Genomic DNA, 20,290 nt, shown 5'->3' on the forward strand with positions numbered 1-20,290 from the left:
GCTGGGGCAGGCCTTCACCCAGAAAGCGCTGGCCTCGTTTCCACTCGTGCTCGGCTCGCTCGACGACCTGCCCACCTTCGAGCTGGGGAGCGAAGGCGGGACGGCATACCTGGTGAACGTGTCCTCCGGGCTGGTGCCCACGAAGCGGGTGGCGCCAGAGGCGTGGCAGGCCAAGAAGGGAGTGAGCCTGGAAGCAGAGCCCGCGCTACCCCAGGAGGCAGCAGGGGCCTCCCAGCGCATGGCCCTGTACTTCGAGCCGGTGAAGCACAGCTTCCAGGCCCGCTACGGCTCCTCGACGGAACCGGGCACGCGCAGCCGCGCCTTTCACCCGCTGGAGTGGGTGCGCGTGGAAGTCCACGGGCCACAGCCGCGCACCCAGGTCATGACGGCCATGGAGCTGGCCCTGCACGCCTCCCTGCCGGATGAAGCGCTCATCTGGGAGGCGGTGAGCCGCATCGTCGAGATGCACATGTTCTACCACGCCGTGTCCGCCTTGACGAAGGCACCGCTGCCGCCAGGGGTGGCGGCCACCGCCGTTGAAGGTGGCACCGTGGCCACGGCGCAACGGGCGGCGGTACGTCAGTTCGTGGGCCGCATGGCCCTGCTGACGACGCTGGCGGTGGTGGACACCTGGCGCGCGGAGCTGTCGCGGACGGCGGAGGGACGGTCCTTCCTCGCGGTGCATGACCTGGCACTGCTCGCACTGGCCGCGCGGGACATCTCCAAGCTCATCGACTCGGGCATAGGGCGCGAGCTGGCGTACCGGGGTGGGCTGGTGCTGAGCCAGTCTGGCGCCCGGGCCTCCGCGGGACTGCGCGAGTCCGTGGAGTCCATACAGGCCCTGGCCAGGACGTTGGAGCGGACACTCGCCGAGGGCAAGGCCGTTGCGACACCGGACGGACTGCGAGTTTCCCTTCCTGGCGGCGCCGAGGCTTTCAAGCAGGCCTTCTTCGCCATCCGCGGGGAAATGGCCGCCGCACGGGCCCTCGGTGGCATTCGCGGCGCGGGGCTCGCGGCCGAGGAGGCCGAGAAAACGCTGGAAGCGTTGAAGCTGCTGGCGGCGGAGAGCCAGGAAATGGCGCTCGCCTACGGTGCAGTGGCACGGCGTGCGGCGGCGCTGCCGGCCGACAAGGCCCAGGCCTACCTCGCCGCCGTGGAGTCGCTACGCGCCTCCGCCCGTAGTGCGGCGAAGCCGGCGCTGGCGCAGTTGCTGAGACGCTCGGGAGCTCCGAGCCTGAAGGATTCGCTCCCCTTCCTGAGGGAAGCCGAGTGGCTCGTCAGTCACCCGGAACTGGAAGCCGAGGCGGTGGCCGAACTGGTGAGGAAGGCATGCAATGGCAAAGTGGACCTGGGCTGGCTGCGCTCCACGGGACTGACCCTGGAGGACCTCAATTTCATGGCCAGGAACAAGATGACGCCCTGGAAAGACTTCCATCGGGCGGCGGCGGAGCCGGGGGATTTGAAGGCGCAACTGAGGGCGCGCGAGCAACTCCGCGGGATTGCGACGGAGATACTGACAGAGGACAATGCGCGCAAACTCTTTCCGGGCTTTCAGTTGACCGGGCGGCAGGTAAAAATGGAAGGAGGGCATATCATCGATGACGTGCTGACGGCCATGATGGGGCCGAAGCTTCAACATGGGGTGGAAGTCAAGGGTTGGAACGAAAACCGGTGGCGCAAGGCGCTCGACACCTGGCTGGCCAGACAACGCGGCGCCAGGCTCAGCGAACAGCAGGAGACGCTAATAAAGCAGCTTCAGCGCCTGCTCGACCAACTCGCGGATGCGGCGAAGGCACCTCGAGGGAAACCGTTTCTCGTCAGCACAGACAGCTTAAGCGGCCCTACTAGAGCCAAGCTTTTAGATTTTCTGGCAAAAAACGCACGGGGCACAAAGCTCATGCAGGTGGAGGAGGCAAAAATTTTGGAGAAGACGAAACAGTTGCGCGCGGCGCTGAAGTTGCCCGAGGTGCTGCCTGGAGGTGCGCCATGAGTCGGTGGCCTCTCTGGGCGGTCCTGGCTCCAGGCGAGCCCGCACGGTTGGAGAGCCGTGCGCGGGTCATCGTGATGACGGAAGAGGACGAAGAGGACGGAAAAGAGCAGCCCTTCGAGTTCATCCCGGGCAGTGGCCATTACCATGCCATCGTGGGGACGGACCCCAGCGATATCGGAGCCGAGATGCAAATTGCCGAGGCACTGTCGCTCGAATGTGATGAGCCCGTGTACTCGATTGAGCGCGCCAACGACCCTTGGGCCGTCACGGCATGGCGGAATGGAGTGCGAGACATCTTGGATGATAGGGACCCGGACTCTCTGGCGGAGTCCCTCGGTTGTCCGCTACCAGAAAGCGAGAGGTCTTCGGACTCGCCCGTGAGGAAGCCTCTACGAAAGGTCGCCTTGGTGGAAGGCGTCCGAGCGCAAGAGGCACCTCGCGTGCTGGAGGAGGCCGGCGACCCATTCCCTCCGGGACATTACCGATTCGAGGACACACCGCAAGGGCTCCGGATCTCCAGCGAAACAGGCGACATAGGCTTCGCTGACATCACTCTATCAGAGCGGCTTCCTAATGCGACTGCCTATGGAGTGATTGCCTCGCCGAGCTTGGATATGTTCGTTGTCAATGTACTTCGGGGAGGAGACTGCATCGGACAGTTCACGCATCCGCCTGATGATTTTCCGCCCTTCCTGGTTGTCAGCGACATCAAAGGCGAACGTTCACCCGAGCGGATTCTCGCGGCGCTGGGCATCCCCGCAGAGTGGTTCCAGAATGAGTGAGGAGCATCAGCGTAGCCACGTGAGTCCGAATCTGCCGGAGGAGAGGCTGTCTGGAGGTGCTCCATGAGTCGGTGGCCTCTCTGGGCGGTCCTTGCTTCAGGTGAGCCAGCATGGCTGGAGCGCCGTGCCTACGACGCATTGGGGTTGGAAAAGGGTGAGGAGGGCGAAGATGGACCACCTTTTGAGGTGTGCCTGGGACATGGCCGCTATCACGGCCTCGTAGGCTATAACCCCATCGACGTAGGCGCCGAGATTCAGATCGCCAAGGAACTATCGCTTGAAGGCAATGAGCCCGTGTACTCGATTGAGCGCGCTAACGACCCCTGGACCGTCATGTCGTGGCGAAAGGGCACCCCGGATGTCTTGGAGCGCGATCCAGAATCTCTGTCGAATTCTCTCGGTTGTGCGCTGCCAGGAGGCGACAAATCGCCTAACCGAGCAGAGAGACGTCCCTTGCGCAAGGCCGCACTGGTGGAAGGAGTTCGCGCACACGAGGCGCTTCGGGTGCTGGAGGAGGATGCTGGCGAGCCACTCACCCCAGGACGCTATCGGCTCGAGGACACGCCGCGTGGTCTGCTTATTTCCAGCGGAACCGGCGACATAGGATTTGCTGACATCACGGTGTCGGAACGGATTCCCCGTGCCACCATATACGCAGTTATCGCCTCGCCGGACCTGGAGGAATTTATTGTCACCGTACGGCGAGGTGGAGAAGGCATCGAAGAGTTTGCCCAGCCGCCTAATGAACTTCCACGGCTGCCAGTTGTTGGAGACATCAAGGGCGGGAAGTCGCCTGAGCGGATTCTTGCAGCACTGGGCATCCCAGCAGAGTGGTTCCGGAATGAATGACGGGTGCTGGGACGGCTTCGCCCAGGCGCCGGACACCCGGCCGAGCGGAGTAGCCTCGCCCATGTCCACGGGCCCCGCGTCCTCCAGGAAAACGTAAGGGAACGCAATTCCTACGGGTTAGGAGGGCCAGCATGCTGGAGGAAACGAAGCCGTTGCGTGCAGCACTTAGCCTGCCAGAGGACTTGTCCGGAGGTGCGCCATGAGTCGGTGGCCTCTCTGGGCAGTCCTGACTCCAGGCGATCCCGCACGGCTGGAAAGACGCGCCCTGGCCGTCGCGATGCCGGACTGGGATGAAGAGGACGGAGAAGAGCTGCCCTTCGAGTTCATCGCGGGCAGTGGCCGTTACCACGCCATCGTGGGGACGGACCCCATCGACATCGGCGCCGAGATGCAAATCGCCGAGGCCTTGTCGCTCGAATGTGATGAGCCCGTGTACTCGATTGAGCGCGCCAATGACCCGTGGACCGTCATGTCGTGGCGAAACGGTGCACTCGATGTTCTGGAGGACAGGGACCCGGACTCTCTGGCGAAGTCACTCGGGTGTCCGCTGCCAGAAAGCGAGAAGACTTCGGACTCACCCGAGAGGAAGTCGCTGCGGACGGTCGCGTTGATAGAAGGAGTCCGGGCGGAGAAGGCACAACGCGTGCTGGAGGAGGCCGACGATCCGTTTCCTCCGGGGCACTATCGCTTCGAGGACACCACGCGAGGGCTCCTCATTTCTAGCGGTACAGGCAATATAGGGTTCGCTGACATCACCGTTTCGGAACGGATTCCCCACGCGACCGTATATGCGGTGATGGCCTCACCGAACCTGGACGAGTTTTTTGTTACCGTGAGGCGAGGGGGTGAGGGCGTCGAAGAGTTCGCCCAGCCGCCAGGTGAGTTTCCGCGTCTGCGAGTTGTCAGCGACATCAAAGGCGAACGTTCACCCGAGCGGATTCTCGCGGCGCTGGGCATCCCCGCGGAGTGGTTCCGGAATGAGTGAGGAGCATCGGCGTCGCCACGTGAGGCCGAATCTACCGAAGGTGAGGCTGTCTGGAGGTGCGCCATGAGCCGGTGGCCTCTCTGGGCGGTCCTGGCTGCGTGCACCGGACCATCTGGAACACCGATTCCGGGGCAAGTGGAACACTGATTCCGGGGCAAGTGGAACACTGATTCCGGAGCAAGTGGAACGCCCATTCCGGCCATGTGGAACACCGATTCCGGGCAAGTGGAACCACCGGCCAGGTCCTGGAAGGCAGGAGTAGTCCCACCAAGCGACCATGCGCCCATCTCTCGATGACTGAGCAGGCCAGGGGACGTCCCACTCTGCGAGGTCAGCAGCCGACTCTGACCTCTCTGGTCGCTTCCCCCTTCCTTTCGGAATCCGCACATGTTACCTGTAAAGCAAGCGACTCACGAAAAAGGAACGTGATTGAACAGAAACGCGCGATGCAACATGCACCCACTGTAAATTCCCCGTCACTCTCCGTGACGACGTGCGCGTATCCGCGCTCCTTCTTTCCTTTGGTTCGCCGCTCGCCTGGCCTGTCGTCCCCCTCTTCCTGCCTGCATCTCAGGAGTGTTCATGCATCCGCCGCCCAGCTCCGACTTCCCCATCCGTCCCCAGGGACGCGGCGCGCTTCTCTTCCAGGGAAAGCAGCACCGCTACGAGTACCTGCGCACCCTTCTCGAGCACGAGGACTTCAGTCCCACGGCCGTGGCCCGGCGCAAGCCGCTCCGGGGTGACGAGCCCACCTGCGTCGTCATGCTGCGACGCATCGTCATGCCGCCCAGGAAGGAGCGCCGCCAACGCGCCTTGGAGGAGGTCCGGCTCGCCTGCCACCTCGACCACCCGAACATCGCCCGGGTGTTTGGACTGGAGGAGCACGAGGGGCGGCCCTATGTGGTGACGGAGTACGTGGCGGGCTGCTTTCTGGACACGGCCATCGCTGCCGCGCTCCTGGAGCGCCGCAAACTGTCACCCGCCTTCGCGTGCTACATCGCCGCCGAGGTGGCCGATGCGCTCCACCACGCCTGGAATTGCAAGGGTGAAGGTGACCGGCCGCTTCATGTCGTCCACCGGGCAGTGAGCCCCATGAGCATCCGGCTGGGCCGCCAGGGCGAGGTGAAGCTGACGGACTTCGGCGTGGCCTGGTCGGAGCTGACAGGGCGCGTCCACACGGCCCCCCGGGTGTTGCGCGCGGATCTGGCCTACGCCGCTCCAGAAATCATGCGCTTTCACCCGGCAGATGGGCGGGCGGATCTCTTCTCCCTGGGAATGGTGCTGCTGGAAATGCTCGCGGGCCGGTACCCATTGGACCCGCCAGACCTGGCTCTGCCGCAGGATGCATCGCCCGAGGTTGTCCGCTACAACGCCATCACCCAATCGGAGCGCACCACCTGGGCCAGCGTAGGGCAGTTGGCCGAACGCATCCTCCACTTTGACTCCGAGGACGTGGAACGCATGGCCTCGGGCATCCCTGCACAACTCAAGCACATCCTTCACAAGGCGCTGCGCGCCGACCCGGGAGACCGCTACCAGAGCGGAGCCGAGTTGAGCGCGGACCTGCGCTCATATCTTCACCAGGATAGGCCCTTCGGGAAGCGGGAGGCCGCAACGGAGGTGATATCCCTCATCTGCAACAAGACGTCCCCACATGCCACTCACGCCTTTCCCACCGAGAAGGGCGTAGTGCCCGTTCCCGAGGAAGACGTGGCAGACGAGATGTAATCAATCCGGCACGGCACGGACACCATGAGCACCGACAAGAAGGTCGATACGAAGAGGAAGGCACTGGCCAGCCACCTGGGAGACACATTTCGCGAGGCTCGCGAGCGTGCAGGGTTTACTCAGGCAGACGTAGCGGAGCGCGCGGGGATGTCCACCGAAGTGTACGGGAGGTTGGAACGGGGGCTGATGTTTCCCAGCGTCCCACGTATGCGGCGGCTGTGCCAGGTTCTCCGGGAGGATGCCAACACGGTCCTTGGACTCACCGGCCGCAAGGCGGCAGATTGGTTGCAGGAGGCAGTTGACCTCCCGGAGGACACACCGCGGATGCGCCGCATGGTACGCCACCTGCGCCAGTTGGAAGATCATCACGGAGAAGAGGCACTTGAAACCAACGCACTCACGACGTGAGGTGGGCGTCAGCCGTTTCCAACAGTTTGCGCAGCAGCGACAGCCGCTCCGGGGGCCAGCCCTGTAGGATGTGGATGATGCGGCTCAATTCTGGATGCTCACCAGATATGGGGTCGAGCGGGGCTGCCGACTGCTTGCCTTCTTGTTCCCCCAGAGATAGCAGCGTATCCGAGGAAACGCCCAGCGCCGCGCAGATGCGGCGCAGCGAAGGCACACTGGGCATCATATGACCGCGCTCTATCCGGCCGTAAACCCCCGGTTCCAGGTCAACCTTCGCGGCCACTTCCATCTGCGTAAGCCCCAGCCGTAACCGAGCAGCCCGGGCCGCGTCACCTAGCAGGCGTTGCAGCTTCTCGTCCATACCGTCCATCTACTGCATGGAAGACAACCGGGCTCAATCTTTATTTGGAACCAGGGAAGAACACCGCTCCTCGCGGATCGGCGCCCCTCCCCGTCATGACAACACTCCAGCACTACTTCCCAGCCCGAAGCAGCGAGGGCTCCAACGCGACGCACTCCTGCAGCACCGCGATGAGTTTCTCCAAATCCGCAACCGGTACCTCTTGGAAGGAAACGAACGCCTTCTCGCCCTCGGCCCGGACGCGGAGCCCTGTCGTTGTTGGGAAACGCTGGGGCACGAGTTCCTTCAGGACGAGAACACGCAGCCGTTCCCGCCTTCGCACCATTTCCCAGGCGGATTTGCGTCTGGGTGGCGAAACCGCTCGCCGGATGTCTTCCAGGCTACAGTCCGCGAAGGTCTTCACCACCACCGAGCCATCCGGTTGTGGAACCCGGATGTTCAAGAAACCCGGATCCGAATCCGGCCATGCACCCACATAAGCGTGTTGAGGCTGGTGGCAACCTTCTTCAACTCCGCGAGCGCCTCTTGCCTCGTCATGACTGTCACGTGTTCTACCTCCCCTTGTGAAGAGCCCCTGGTCGCGAACACGACGACGGGGAGGGAGGACCGACAAACGGTTCCTCCCTCCCCGCACGCCCGGTTCACCTTACGCGGAAGCCGGCGTCTCCTCGTCCGCGAGGGTGGGCTCGGCGTCGATGCCATCCTGGATGGCCTGCATGAGCCGCGTCAGCTCCGTCATCGGCACGTCCTGCAAACTGACGAGCGTCTTGCCCTCCTTGGTGCGCGAAGACAGGCGGATGTCAGCCACTCCCTCGAACTGGGTGGAGATGCTGTCGGCAATGAACAGCAGCCGAGCCTGATCCGCGACGGGGACGCGGCTCACGGGCGGAGCCCGCTTCGACCGCGTGGCGCGCTCCACATCATCCACGCTGCACTCGGCGAGCGGCTTCTTCTCCACCCTGCCATCATCCTTCGGCACGTCGAGCACCAGGGTGCTCAAATCCGTGGGCACGGTCACGTGGATCGCCTCCAGATACCGCAGGAGCGCCCGCAGGCGGTACATGCCGTACTGCATGCAGTCCTCCACCGTGAAGTTACGCGCCACGATGCCGTAGTTGCCCAGGGTCGACTGCGAGAGCGCCTTCACGTTCCTGCTGAAGTACTCCTGCGCGTTCTGGTAGCCGGCCAACTCCGCCAGCCTCCTGGCGACGACGTGGTTGTAGAGCGTGCCGATCTGGTGCTGGAACGTGCTGCCCTGCCGGGCCAGGTCGACGATGATGTCCTTGATCTCGTCGAGCGTCAGGTCCTCCAGCGTCAGGCCAGGCGCGGCCATCGTCTTGCTGGGAACGGCCATCATCTTCGCGGGAGCGGCCAGCGTCTTCTGCGTTGCCATGTGTCTTCCCCCTCTTTGCGTGGGTAGGACCCGCCGGAGTGGCGAGCCCGGACACAGGCAGAGCAGCCGACGCGCCAACGCTCGAGCCATCTCATTCCAGGGACTTACGGACGAAGCAGCCCCCACTACAGTCCACACGATGCAGTCTCCGTCCGGCTATCGAGACGGTTAGTGGTAGACGTCTACCAGCGATGTGGGCATACATGCGACAACGCGCACGAAGCAGGACAATGTGCGCCATCACTGGTAGACGTCTACCAGTGGGGCCCGCTGAGGCAGGGTACCAGCCAACACAGTCGCACCTGACGCCAGGGGCCCAAGAAGGGAGCAGGCGGCCGGGCGCGACGGGAGAGGTTCTGTTATTCAGGGAACCCCATGACGGACACGCTCCGATACGTCCCGAACGCCAGCCTGGATGCCACCTTCGTCTCCCCGGCCTCCCAGCCCGGAAACGCCCCCGCGTCGATCGCCCCGCCGCAGAGCCCTCCGACGGCCGCCGGGCGGCGCAGCACGGTGCTGCCCCGGGTGGAGTGGGCCGGAGACAAGCCCAACGTGGTTCCCTTCGAGCGCGAGCGCTTCGAGGAGCTGAGCCAGCTGGGCCAGGGCGGCATGGGCGAGGTGGTGCTGCTCAAGGACAACGACATCGAGCGGATGGTCGCCCTCAAGCGCCTGCCCGAGTCGAATGATCTGGATCGCCTGCTGCGCTTCGTGGAGGAGATCCGCACCATCGGGCAGTTGGATCACCCCAACATCGTCCCGGTGCACGACGTCGGTATCGACCACCTCGGCCGCTACTACTTCGTGATGAAGCACCTGCAGGGCGACACGCTCGAGTCCATCATCCACAAGCTCCGCCAGGGGGACCGCGCCACGCACGCGCGCTTCAGCTTCCCCGTGCGTGTGCAGCTCTTCACCGGCGTGCTCAACGCGCTGGCGTACGCGCACCGCAAGGGCTTCATCCACCGCGACCTCAAGCCCGCCAACATCATGGTGGGGCCCTATGGCGAAGTCACCGTGATGGACTGGGGCCTGGCCCGGCGCGTGCGCACCCCGGCGGGCGCGGCCGGCGCTCCGTCCACGGGCAACATGCCTCCCAGCCTGAGGGATGCCGCCGCGCTCCAGACGCAGCTGGGCGCCGTGGTGGGCACGCCCTTCTACATGTCTCCCGAGCAGGCCCGCGGCCAGCACGACGCCGTGGACGAGCGCAGCGACACCTACAGCCTCACCGTGCTCTTCCACGAGCTGCTCTTCCTGCGCCACTACCTGGAGGGCCGTGAGTCGCTGGCGGATGTGCTCGAGGGTGTGCAGAACGCGCCCTCCCCGGCCTTCATGCCGGACTCGAGCCCCCACCAGGCGCCGGTGCCCTCGGAGCTGCGCTGGTTCCTCCACAAGGGCTTCTCCAAGGAGCTGGACAAGCGCTTCCAGTCCGCCGACGAGATGATGCTGGAGCTGCAGGGCGTGATGGAGGGCCGCATCCACGTGCGGTGCCAGCGCACGCTGATGAAGCGCGGGCTCCACGAGGCCCTCCGCTCGGTGGACAAGCACCCGGTCCTGCTCACCGCCCTGGGCACGACGGCCGCCGCGGTGGTACTCGCCTCGTTCGCCCATCTGCTGCTGGTGTTCATCGGCTGACACCCGGGGTCCCGGGAGCGGAGGCGTGTCACTCCAGGGGAGATCCGTGTAGATTTCCGTCCCCGGACGCTGTCGCCGCACTCTCCCAAGGTCCCCTTCCATGGCTTCCCTCCCCCAAGGCCCGGCTCCGGTCTCCCGGGACTCTTCCGGTGTGACCATCGGTGGCGAGAGCTCCGCCGAGGAGAAGCTACGGGCCGGCAATGCCCTGCTGCGGGCCATCTCCGCGGCCCAGGCGGACTTCATCCGCGGGGGAGAGGCCCGGGACATCCTCCAGCGGCTGCTCGCGGGGGTGCTGGAGCTGACGGGCAGCACCTGCGGCGTCATCGGGGAGCTGCTCACCGGCGCCGAGGCCCCGCCCTCGCTGCGGCTCCTCGCCAGCGTTCCCCGGGAGGAGGAAGGCGCCACGTGGGAGCTGGCCGTCACGCGGGACGCACCGGCCCGGGAGCCGGGCACGCCGCGCGCGGTGGTGGGCGCCGTCTTCGCCTCGGGCGCGCCCGTGCAGGGCGGAGGCCCCGGCGCGAAGCACACCTTCCTCGGGCTGCCCCTGGAGTCCGGCGGGGAGCGGGTGGGGCTGGTGGCGCTCACCCAACGCCCGGGCGGCTACGACGCCGGGCTCATCGACTTCCTCCAGCCCTTCCTCAGCGCCTGCGGGGACCTGCTCGCCGGGAGCCGCAACGAGCAGCGGCGGCGGCGCGCCGAGCAGGAGCTGCGTCAGACACAGGAGGCCAGCGCGGAGCGCGTGCGGCTGCTGGCCGAGCGCCTGCGGCTGATGATGGACAGCGTGCAGGACGGCCTGTGGGACCTGGACATGACCACGGGCCGGCTGTTCGCGAACCGGCCCTGGCTGGGCATGCTGGGCTACGCCGAGGGCGAGCTGGAGCACACCCAGGCCACGTGGATGAGCCTGTGCCATCCCGAGGACGCGGACGAGACCGAGCGGCTCGTCCAGGAGCACCTGACGGGTGCCCTCGCGCTCATCGAGCGCGAGCAGCGCATGCGGCGCAAGGATGGCGGGTGGAGCTGGGTGCTGACGCGGGCCCGGGTGGTGGCGCGTGACGAGCAGGGCCGCCCGCTGCGCATGGTGGGCACCAACGTGGACATCACCACGCAGAAGCTCGCCGAGGAGCGCCTGCGCTCGCTGATCCGCACCCTGCCGGACATCGTCCTGCGCCAGAGCGCGGACGGCACCTACCTGGACTACCACGCCCCCCGGCCCGAGGACCTGGCCGTGCCCCCCGAGCGGCTCATCGGCGGCAACATGCGCCATCTGCCGTTCCCCGCGCCCCTGCTGGACAAGATGTTCATGCACCTGGGGCGCGCCATCCGGGAAGGCACCCTGGAGGTCTTCGACTACGCGTTGGAGATGCCGGAGGGGCGCGAGTACTACGAGGCCCGCATCCGCCGCAGCGGCCCCGACGAGGCCGTGTCCATCATCCGCAACATCACCGAGCGCAAGCTGTCCGAGGCGCGCCTGCTGCAGCAGGAGGAGGAGCTGCGGCGCCACCGCGACAGCCTCGAGGAGCTGGTGCGCAACCGCAGCGAGAAGCTGCTCAAGGCCACCATCGAGCTGGAGGAGCAGCAGGCCCAGCTCATCCAGGCCGAGAAGATGGCCTCGCTGGGGCAGATGGCCGCGGGCGTCGCGCATGAGATCAACAACCCGGTCAGCTACGTGATGAGCAACCTGGGGACGCTCGACCAGTACGTCTCCTCGCTCTCGCCGCTGCTGCAGCTGCAGCGCGAGCTGCTGACCCACCCGGACGCCGCCAGCGCGGAGCTGCTCGAGCGCATGGCCGAGCTGTGGAAGCAGGAGGAGGTGGACTACCTGCTCAGCGACATGCCGGAGCTCATCGAGGAGTCGCTGGCGGGCACCCGGCGCATCAAGGAGATCGCCCAGAGCCTGCGCTCGTTCGCCCGCGAGGACACGGGCGAGCCCCAGTTGGTGGACGTGAACACGGAGCTGTCCTCCACGCTGAAGATCGTCTGGAACGAGCTCAAGTACAAATGCGAGGTGAAGCGCGACTTCGGTCCGCTGCCGCCCGTGAGCTGCCACCCCACGCAGATCTCCCAGGTGTTCACCAACCTGCTCGTCAACGCGGCCCATGCCATTGAAACGCGGGGGGAGATCCGCATCCGCACCCGGCACGAGGGCAACGAGGTGGTGGTGGAGATCGCCGACACCGGCAAGGGGATGACGCCGGAGACGCTCTCCAAGCTCTTCACGCCCTTCTTCACCACCAAGCCGCGCGGCCAGGGCACGGGCCTGGGGCTGTCCGTGAGCTACGGCATCATCGCCAGGCACAAGGGCCGCATCGACGTGCAGAGCCAGCCGGGCCAGGGCAGCACCTTCACCATCCGCCTGCCCGCCGCGCAGCGCTGAGCCTCGCGGCACCCAAGCTCAACGCCGCAACCCGGCCGCGTTCAACGGCAGCCGCAGCCGCGCGCGGCCCCCCGGGCCCTCCGTCCGGTTCTCCAGACGCAGACTGCCCCCGTGCGCCTCGGCGATCTGCCGGCTGAGCGCCAGGCCGATGCCACTGCCCTCCGGCTTCGTCGTGAAGAAGGGCACGAAGAGGTTGGCCGTGTCCGCCAGGCCCGGGCCCTCGTCCTCCACCCACACCTCCACCGCGTCCGCCGACGGGGCCGTCCACGACACCCACACCCGGCCCTGACGCTCGCGCGCCGCGTCCACCGCGTTGCGCACCAGGTTGATGAGCAGCTGCTCCAGCTGATCTCCATCCGCGCTCACCGCGAGCATGGGCCCCGGGCGGACCTCCACCGCCAGCCGCGTCTCCAGCGCCGCCACCCGCCGCACCCAGGGGTCCACCTCCACCGGCGAGAGCCTCGGCGGCGGCAGGCGCGCCAGCCGGGCATAGGCGGACATGAAGCGCCCCAGCGCCTCGCTGCGCCGCGCGATGATGCCCAGGCCCATCCGCGCGTCCTCCTCCCAGTCCGCCGGCCGCGGCACCAGGGACAGCGACTCCTTCAACGAGTCCGAGATGGAGTGGATGGGCGTCAGCGAGTTGTTGATCTCATGGCTCAACACCCGGACCATCCGCCGCCACGCCTCGCGCTCCTCCTCGCGCAGCGCCAGCCGCAGATCCGCGAGCACCACCAGCTGGTGGGGCAGTCCGCCCTGCCGGAACGTCCCCCGGCGCAGCTCGTACGGCCCGCCCTCCACGGCGAAAGCGCGCGTGAGGCGCCGCGGCACCGGGCCCTCCAGCAGCTCCGCCAGGCCGAGCCCCTCCGCCTTCTGGTTCATCAGCCGCGCGCGCGGCAGTCCAAGCAGCCGCTCCCCGGCGCGGTTGACGAGCTTCAGCGTGCCCTCGCCATCGAAGGTCAGCACCGCGACGTCGATCTCCTCCATCACCTGGGTGAGGAGCACGTCCGCCTCCACGGCCCCCAGCCGTTGCTGGCGCAGCGTCTGGGCCAGGGTGTTGGTCTCCAGGTACACCTCGCCCAGGGGATCTCCCCCCCGCGCACCGCGCCCGCGCACCGAGTAGTCCCCCTCGCGCAGGGCCGCGAGCAGGTTGGCCACCGTCTGCAGCGGCCGGGTGACGCGCTCGCGGACGGCGAACGCCGCGCCCAGGTACACACCCACCACCAGGACGGTGAGCGTCCAGCACACCTTCGTGCTCGCGTCGCCCCCCCACAGGAGCACGAGCGCGGTGAGGGAGCCCGGCAGTCCCGCCAGCAGCGCCAGCAGGATCCAGCTCGCGCGCCCCGAGCGCCATGCGGATGCCCATCTCCCGGGTGCGCAGCGCCACCGTGTAGGACATGACGCTGTAGATGCCGATGCTCGAGAGCACCAGGGCCAGCACCGCGAACAGGCCCACCAGCCCCAGCACGAACCGGCGATCCGCCAGCGAGCCCTCCACCAGCGAGTCCATGGAGGCCAGCCCCGACAGCGCCTGATCCGGGTCCATCGCCTTGAACTCCTCGCGCACCCGGGGCACCAGCGCGTCGGTGTGGCCCTCGCCCCGGACGGCCAGCGTCAGCGAGCGGGCCACCTGGGGCAGGAACTCGTCCGGCACCTGCAGCAGCGGGAAGTAGAACTGGAAGGCCGCGTGCTCCGGCTCTCCAAGCCCATAGGCGATGACGTGCTTCGCCACCCCGATGATCTCGAACTCCCGGTCGCCCATGGAGAGGATCTTCTGCCCCAGCGCGCTCTGACCGGGGAAGAACCGCTTCGCCAGCACCTCGTCCACCACGACCACCGGTGCGCTCCCCACGCGATCCGTGGGCTGGAAACCCCGGCCCTCCAGCAGCGGGATGCCCATGGACTCGAAGAAGTTGGGCGCGGTGAAGAAGATGACCGCCTGCGGCGACTCGCCCTTCTCGGGAGGCGGCCGGCCCGCGCTCCGGAAGCTCGAGTCCGACAGGTCGAGCAGCGGCATCCCGTTGGAGTACGTGGCCACGCGCACCCCGGGCATCGCCGCCAGCCGCTCACGGGACTGCTCGATGAAGCCTCGGAGCGACTCCGCGCCCGGGAAGCGTGTCTGCGGCGCGGACATGCGCAGGATCAGCAGGTTCTCGGGCTTGAAGCCCAGCTCCAACCCCTTGAGCTGGACGAAGGTGCGCGTGAGCAACCCCGCGCCCACGAGCAGCGTGAGCGCCAGGGCCACCTCGGCCACCACCAGGGCATCGCGCGCCCGGCCCCGGAAGCGAGCCGCCCCCGCGCCCGTGTCCTTGAGCGTCTCCACCAACGACACCTGGCTGGCCCGGAACGCCGGCAGCAGGCCGAGCAGCACCCCCACGCCGAGCGACAGCACCAGCGTGAAGGCCAGCACCTTGCCGTCCACGGCGAAGGTCGCGGTGGTGGGAATGCCCTCCGGCCGCGAGGCCGCGAGCAGGTCCACGCCCCACAGCGCGAGCACCAGTCCGAAGCCACCGCCCACCAACGCCAGCAGCGCGGACTCCACCAGCATCTGGCGGATCAACCGGCCGCGCCCTGCCCCCAGCGAGGCGCGGATGACCAGCTCGCGCTGGCGCGCCGTGCCCCGGGCGAGCAGCAGGTTGACCACGTTGATGGCGGCGATCAGCAGCACGAAACCCACCGCCGCCATGAGGGCCAGCAGGCTGGGACGCAAGTCCCTCACGAGCCGCTCATGGAGCATCGACAACCGCGGCAGCACCTTGCTGTTGGAGTCCGGGTGGGCCTCCTGCAGCCGCTTGCCGATGGCCTCGAGGTCCGCCCGCGCCTGCTCCAGCGTCACGCCGGGCTTGAGCCGGCCCAGCACGTACATGCCCGGGTGGTTGCCCCGCTGCTCGAAGAAGCGGCGCTCCGTCCGGGCCAGGGGCACCCAGATGTCCTGGGCCGCGTAGAACTGGAAGTCCTGGGGCAGCACGCCCACCACGGTGTGCGGCACGCCATCGAGCGTCAGGGTCCTGCCGAGGATGTTCGGGTCCTGGGCGAAGCGCCGCACCCAGAAGCCATGGGAGAGCATCACCACCGGAGGCCCGCCGAGCACGTCCTCCTCGGGAAGGAAGTTGCGCCCCAGCACCGGGCTCACGCCCAGCAGCGGCAGCATCGAGGCGCTCACCAGCCGCGTCCCGAGCCGCTCGGGGATGTCCACCCCGGTGAGATCGAAGGCCCCCGTCCGGAAGGCGGCCAGGTCCGTGAAGGTCCGCTGGCCCGCCCGCCAGTCCATGAAGTCGGGGATGCTCACCGTCATCGCCGGGAAGCTGGGCGTGCCCTCCTGGATGAAGACGAGCTGCTCGGGCTCCTCGTACGGCAGCGGGCGCAGCAGCACGCCATTCACCACGCTGAAGATGGCGGTGTTTGCGCCGATACCGAGCGCCAGCGTGAGCACCGCGGCCACCGTGAAGGCCGGGCTCTTGCGGAGCATGCGCAGCGCGAAGCGAGCATCCTGGAGGAGGGTATCCATGGGGGTTCCCGGGGAAGGAACTGCGGAGGCGCTGCGGTTCCGCGGGGGCGCCGCGGTTCAGCGGAGGCGCTCGTCCTGGACGACGCGGCCGTCGAAGAGGCTCACCATGCGCGTGCCGAGCCGCGCCTGGTTCGGATCGTGCGTCACCATGATGAGGGTGGCGCCGCTCTTGTGGAGCTCGGAGAGCAGCTGCATCACCTGCTCGCCATTCTTGGAGTCGAGGTTGCCGGTGGGCTCGTCGGCCAGGAGGATGAGCGGCTCTCCGGCCACGGCGCGCGCCACGGCCACGCGCTGCTGCTGACCGCCGGAGAGCTGCCCCGGCATGTGCCGCGCCCGGTGGCCCATGCCCACCCGCTCCAGCGCCCGCTCCACCCGCTGGCGGCGCTCCTCCGCGGACATGCCCCGGTAGGTGAGCGGCAGCTCCACGTTCTCGTAGACGGACAGATCGCCAATGAGGTTGAAGCTCTGGAAGATGAAGCCGATGTGCTGGTTGCGCACCAGCGCGCGCTCCGCCGGGGACAGGTCCAACACCGAGCGCCCATCCAGCAGGTAGGTGCCCTGGGAGGCCGTGTCCAGCAGGCCCAGCAGCGCCAGCAGCGTCGTCTTCCCCGAGCCCGAGGGCCCCACGATGGAGACCCACTCGCCGGGCCGCACCGCGAAGTGGACGTCGGAGAGCGCGTGCGTCTCCACCTCCTCCGTCTCGAAGACCTTGGTGATGCCCTCGAGCTGCAGGAGGGCCTTCTGCTGCGCCATCGAAGGGGTTTCCACCGGAGCCGTCTCCTGGACCTGAACCGACGTCATCGTCATCGCCGTCATCGCAGACTCACCCGATCCACCGCGTCCCACGCGGTCATGTCCGAGAGCACCACCTGGTCTCCCTCGGCGAGGCCCTGGACGACCTCGATGGAATTCACCGAGCCCCGGCCCAGCTGCACCGGAACCCGCACCGCCTCGTCACTGCCCGGCACCAGCTTGAAGAGCGACACCGTGGCGTTCGGCTGGGCACCCGCCGGCCGGCCCATGGAGAGCACCTCTCCCAACCGCTCCAGCTCCACCGTGCCCTCCACGGTGAGATCCGGCCGCGCGCCCTTGGGCAGCTCGCCCGTGAGCATCACCTCCACCCGCACCGTGCCCTGGCTCGCCGCCGGAGCGATGCGCGCCACCGTGCCCTCGACGATGCCATTGCGCGTGTCCACCTCCGCGCGCTGGCCCACCACGATGTCCCGCGCCTGCGTCTCCGCGATGCGCAGCTCCGCCTTCAACCGCTCGGGCTTCACCACCTTGGCCAGTACGGTGCCCGGCGTCACCCATTGCCCCAGCTCCAGCGGCAGCTCCGACAGCACCCCGGCCTCCCCCGCCTTCACCTGCATGGACTCCACCTGCGCGCGGCGGAAACGCGCCACCGCCTTCAGCCGCTCGATCTGCCCCTGCTGCGCCGCGAGCTGCTCGCGCGTGCTGGACTGCAGCACCGCCAGCCGCTGGCGCTCGAGGCCGAGCCGCGTGGTCATCTCGTCCGCCTTGCCCTTCACCTGCTGCACCTCCAGCTTCGGCACGAAGGCGCGATCCATCAGCGCCACGGTGGCCTGGGCCTGGCTCTCGGCATTGGTGGCCTCGGTCTCCAGCGTGGCGAGGGCGGCCGCCTGGGAGATGCGCTGCGTCTCCAGGTTGGTGCGCAGGGAGATGAGCTCCGCCTCCGCGCTGGCCAGCTGGCGCTCGGCCTCCAGCGCCTGGAGCTGGACGTCCGGGTTGGACAGCTCGAGCAGCGGCGTGCCGGGCTCCACGGCCGTGCCGGGCCGGACGTGGATGCGCTCGACGCGGCCGGCGGTGTCGGCGGTGAGCCAGCGGATGCGCTCGGGCACCAGCGTGCCCGTGCCCTTGACCTGGCGGATCATCGGCCCGCGCTTCACCGTGTCGAGCCACACCGTGCCGCGCTCCACCGTGGGCGCGGCGGACCGGAGCCGCGAGAGCCCCACCGTCACGCCGAGGAGCACGAGCACACCCAGGCCCATGAGGAGCCAGGGCTTGCGTTGATTCTTGGGTTTCTTGGGAATGTCCACGTCCGAATCCTTGAGCGAAGGGCGTGCCAGCCCCGGACACCCGCTCAAGTCCTTGAAATCACTCGGAGAGACAGAGGGCTCCCGAGGGGTGCTACCCGGTTGTGGAAAGCGCCGTCCCAGGAACGAACACCGAGGCCCGCCCGCTCCGCGGCCGGGCGGGCGTGATGAAACCATGATGAAGAGCGGAGAACCGCATGCGGCACCATGAGGGCCACATCCGGATGATGGGTCGTGTCTCCCCGTTGCCCGAGGTGGCTCCGACGATGAAACACGCCCTGAGAAGTGCCCTCTGCTGTGTCCTGCTGCTGCTGTCCGCGCCGGCCCTGGCCGATAGCGTCATCATCGGCACGGTCATGTCCGCCGAGAACAAGAAGCCCATCGCGGACGTGGTGGTCACCGCCACCTCCCCCAACCTCATGGGCGAGCAGGTCGTGGTGACGGACTCCGAGGGCAACTACCGCATCCCCCAGCTGCCACCGGGCGTCTACACCCTGCGCTTCGACAAGGAGAACTACAGGCCGTTCTCCCGCTCGGACATCCCATTGCGCCTGGATCGCACCGTCCGTGTGAACGTGGAGCTCCTGCCCGAGAGCTTCGCCGAGGAGATGATCGTGGTCACGGGCGGAGGGAGCAGTGCGCCACCCCTCGACTTCGGCGCCATCGGCAGGAGCATCAGCGACTTCTTCAGTGGGGGAAAGAAGAACGCCAACCCGCCTCCGCCCCCGCCTCCTCCTTCGTCCAACCCCACCCCGGCGCCTCCGACGCCCGAGCGCACCGTGACGCTGCCCCAGCAGCCCTTCTCGGACATGTACTTCCAGAGCTACGGGGTGAACCCGACCATCGACACCGAGGAGGAGCGCTTCTCCACCTTCTCCGTGGACGTGGACAGGGCCTCCTATGCGCTGGCGCGCGGCTACCTGGAGCGGGGAGCGCTGCCGGATGAGCAGGCGGTGCGGGTGGAGGAGTTCGTCAACAGCTTCGACTACGGCTACAGGAGCGACCCCGAGGCCCCCTTCAGCGTGCACGTGGAGGGCTTCCCCTCGCCCAGCCGCAAGGGCTACCACGTGGTGCACATCGGGCTGAAGGCGCGCGAGGTGAGCCGGGAGGAGCGCAAGCCCGCGCACCTGGTCTTCGTCATCGACGTGTCCGGCTCCATGAACATCGAGAACCGGCTCGGGCTGGTGAAGCGGGCGCTGAAGCTGCTGGTGGACGAGCTGGACGAGCGCGACCGGGTGTCCATCGCCGTCTATGGCTCGACGGCGCGCCCGGTGCTCGGGCCCACGAGCGCCTTCGAGAAGAACAAGCTGTTCGCCGCCATCGACGGCCTCTCCTCCGACGGCGCCACCAATGCCCAGGCCGGCATCGAGCTGGGTTACTCCATCGCCTCGGAGCACCTGCTCGAGGGGGGCATCAACCGCGTCATCCTGTGCTCGGACGGCGTGGCCAACAACGGCATCACCGACGCGGATGGCATCTGGGAGCGGGTGCGCGCCCAGGCCTCGAAGGGCATCACCCTGACCACCGTGGGCTTCGGCATGGGCAACTACAATGACGTGCTGATGGAGCGGCTGGCGCAGGTGGGCGAGGGCAACTACGCGTACGTGGACCAGTTGGAGGAGGCGCGGCGCATCTTCGTGCAGAACCTCACCGGCACGCTCCAGGTGGTGGCCAAGGACGTGAAGCTGCAGGTGGAGTTCGACCGCAAGGCGGTGGCCCGCTACCGGCTGGTGGGCTACGAGAACCGGGTGCTCGCCAAGGAGCAGTTCGCCGATGACCGGGTGGACGCGGGCGAGGTGGGCGCGGGCCACAGCGTCACCGCCATCTACGAGGTGAAGCTGCGCGAGCCCGCCGAGTCCTTCGCCACGCTGCGCATCCGGTACAAGGCGCCGGAGGGCGGCGACTCGAAGGAGATGGAGAAGCACCTGCCCTCGAGCATCCTGCGGCCCGCCTACGGCCGCACCGCGCCCCCCACGCGCCTGTCCTACGTGGCGGCCGCCTTCGCCGAGAAGCTGCGCGGCTCGTACTGGGTGCGCACGCTCTCCTGGCCCCAGCTCGTCTCGCTGTGGGAGGAGCTGGACGAGCCCCTGCGTGACCGGCCGGACGTGAGGGAGCTGGGCGCGCTCATCCGCAAGGCGCAGGGGCTGGACCGGCGCACGGATCGCTTCGAGCAGCTCGCGCCGGTGGTCTCCATGGACTTCGACCGCGTGCCGGTCATCAAGTAGA

At 67.6% G+C, this 20,290-nt stretch carries 14 protein-coding genes and 2 pseudogenes; 9 read left to right on the forward strand and 7 right to left on the reverse strand.

The features are described from left to right. From VFZ09_RS33050 to VFZ09_RS33075, 6 genes are all read left to right on the forward strand, one after another. Nucleotides 1-1,990, forward strand: a 1,990-nt coding sequence (locus tag VFZ09_RS33050; protein WP_329731716.1) for a hypothetical protein, incomplete at its 5' end; no start/stop codon positions are given. Nucleotides 1,991-2,064: 74 nt separating this feature from the next. Continuing rightward, nucleotides 2,065-2,772 carry a hypothetical protein gene (locus tag VFZ09_RS33055; protein WP_329731717.1) on the forward strand — a complete coding sequence of 236 codons (708 nt, stop codon included), beginning with the start codon at nucleotides 2,065-2,067 and terminating at the stop codon, nucleotides 2,770-2,772. Between the two features lie 63 nt (nucleotides 2,773-2,835). Then, nucleotides 2,836-3,621, forward strand: coding sequence for a hypothetical protein (locus VFZ09_RS33060; protein WP_329731718.1), 786 nt, complete (start codon nucleotides 2,836-2,838; stop codon nucleotides 3,619-3,621). A gap of 199 nt (nucleotides 3,622-3,820) precedes the next feature. Next, nucleotides 3,821-4,606: a hypothetical protein gene (locus VFZ09_RS33065; RefSeq protein WP_329731719.1), complete on the forward strand. Its 786-nt coding sequence runs from the start codon at nucleotides 3,821-3,823 to the stop codon at nucleotides 4,604-4,606. A gap of 582 nt (nucleotides 4,607-5,188) precedes the next feature. Then, nucleotides 5,189-6,334, forward strand: a complete 1,146-nt coding sequence (locus VFZ09_RS33070) for a serine/threonine-protein kinase (RefSeq protein WP_329731720.1) — start codon at nucleotides 5,189-5,191, stop codon at nucleotides 6,332-6,334. Nucleotides 6,335-6,358: 24 nt separating this feature from the next. Further along, nucleotides 6,359-6,742: a helix-turn-helix transcriptional regulator gene (locus VFZ09_RS33075; protein WP_329731721.1), complete on the forward strand. Its 384-nt coding sequence runs from the start codon at nucleotides 6,359-6,361 to the stop codon at nucleotides 6,740-6,742. Here the strand turns inward: VFZ09_RS33075 and VFZ09_RS33080 are convergent. Further along, nucleotides 6,732-7,103 (reverse strand): helix-turn-helix transcriptional regulator, encoded by a 372-nt coding sequence (locus tag VFZ09_RS33080; protein ID WP_329731722.1) that lies wholly within the window; start codon nucleotides 7,101-7,103, stop codon nucleotides 6,732-6,734. The genes VFZ09_RS33075 and VFZ09_RS33080 overlap by 11 nt on opposite strands. A 646-nt stretch (nucleotides 7,104-7,749) precedes the next feature. After that, nucleotides 7,750-8,496, reverse strand: coding sequence for a hypothetical protein (locus tag VFZ09_RS33085; RefSeq protein WP_329731723.1), 747 nt, complete (start codon nucleotides 8,494-8,496; stop codon nucleotides 7,750-7,752). Between the two features lie 375 nt (nucleotides 8,497-8,871). On the opposite strand from VFZ09_RS33085, the gene VFZ09_RS33090 reads away from it, so the two are divergent. Together VFZ09_RS33090 and VFZ09_RS33095 are read left to right on the forward strand one after the other, a co-directional pair. Then, a complete protein-coding gene (locus tag VFZ09_RS33090; RefSeq protein ID WP_329731724.1) occupies nucleotides 8,872-10,128 on the forward strand; it encodes a serine/threonine-protein kinase in 1,257 nt (418 codons plus the stop codon). Between the two features lie 151 nt (nucleotides 10,129-10,279). Beyond that, on the forward strand, nucleotides 10,280-12,505 hold the full coding sequence (locus tag VFZ09_RS33095; protein ID WP_329731725.1) for an ATP-binding protein: 2,226 nt from the start codon (nucleotides 10,280-10,282) through the stop codon (nucleotides 12,503-12,505). Nucleotides 12,506-12,523: 18 nt separating this feature from the next. Here VFZ09_RS33095 and VFZ09_RS33100 read toward each other — a convergent pair whose 3' ends face one another. The 5 genes and pseudogenes from VFZ09_RS33100 to VFZ09_RS33120 form a co-directional block, all read right to left on the reverse strand. Beyond that, on the reverse strand, nucleotides 12,524-13,234 hold the full coding sequence (locus tag VFZ09_RS33100; protein ID WP_329731761.1) for a HAMP domain-containing sensor histidine kinase: 711 nt from the start codon (nucleotides 13,232-13,234) through the stop codon (nucleotides 12,524-12,526). Nucleotides 13,235-13,330: 96 nt separating this feature from the next. Continuing rightward, nucleotides 13,331-13,489: pseudogene (locus tag VFZ09_RS33105) on the reverse strand (PAS domain-containing protein); the annotation flags it as partial. A 406-nt stretch (nucleotides 13,490-13,895) separates the two neighbouring features. Then, nucleotides 13,896-16,010, reverse strand: a pseudogene (locus VFZ09_RS33110) (ABC transporter permease); the annotation flags it as partial. A gap of 57 nt (nucleotides 16,011-16,067) precedes the next feature. Further along, nucleotides 16,068-16,811, reverse strand: coding sequence for an ABC transporter ATP-binding protein (locus VFZ09_RS33115; RefSeq protein ID WP_414640773.1), 744 nt, complete (start codon nucleotides 16,809-16,811; stop codon nucleotides 16,068-16,070). An 11-nt stretch (nucleotides 16,812-16,822) separates the two neighbouring features. Next, the gene (locus VFZ09_RS33120; RefSeq protein ID WP_329731726.1) at nucleotides 16,823-18,067 is read right to left on the reverse strand and encodes an HlyD family secretion protein; all 1,245 of its coding nucleotides are present in this window, start codon (nucleotides 18,065-18,067) and stop codon (nucleotides 16,823-16,825) included. A gap of 263 nt (nucleotides 18,068-18,330) precedes the next feature. Between VFZ09_RS33120 and VFZ09_RS33125 the strand changes: the two genes are divergently transcribed. Then, entirely contained in the window at nucleotides 18,331-20,289 is a 1,959-nt protein-coding gene (locus VFZ09_RS33125) for a YfbK domain-containing protein (protein WP_329731727.1), read from the forward strand. Nucleotide 20,290 lies beyond the last annotated feature (1 nt).

The sequence above is a fragment of the Archangium sp. genome, assembly GCF_036277355.1.
Taxonomy (GTDB): Bacteria; Myxococcota; Myxococcia; order Myxococcales; family Myxococcaceae; genus Archangium.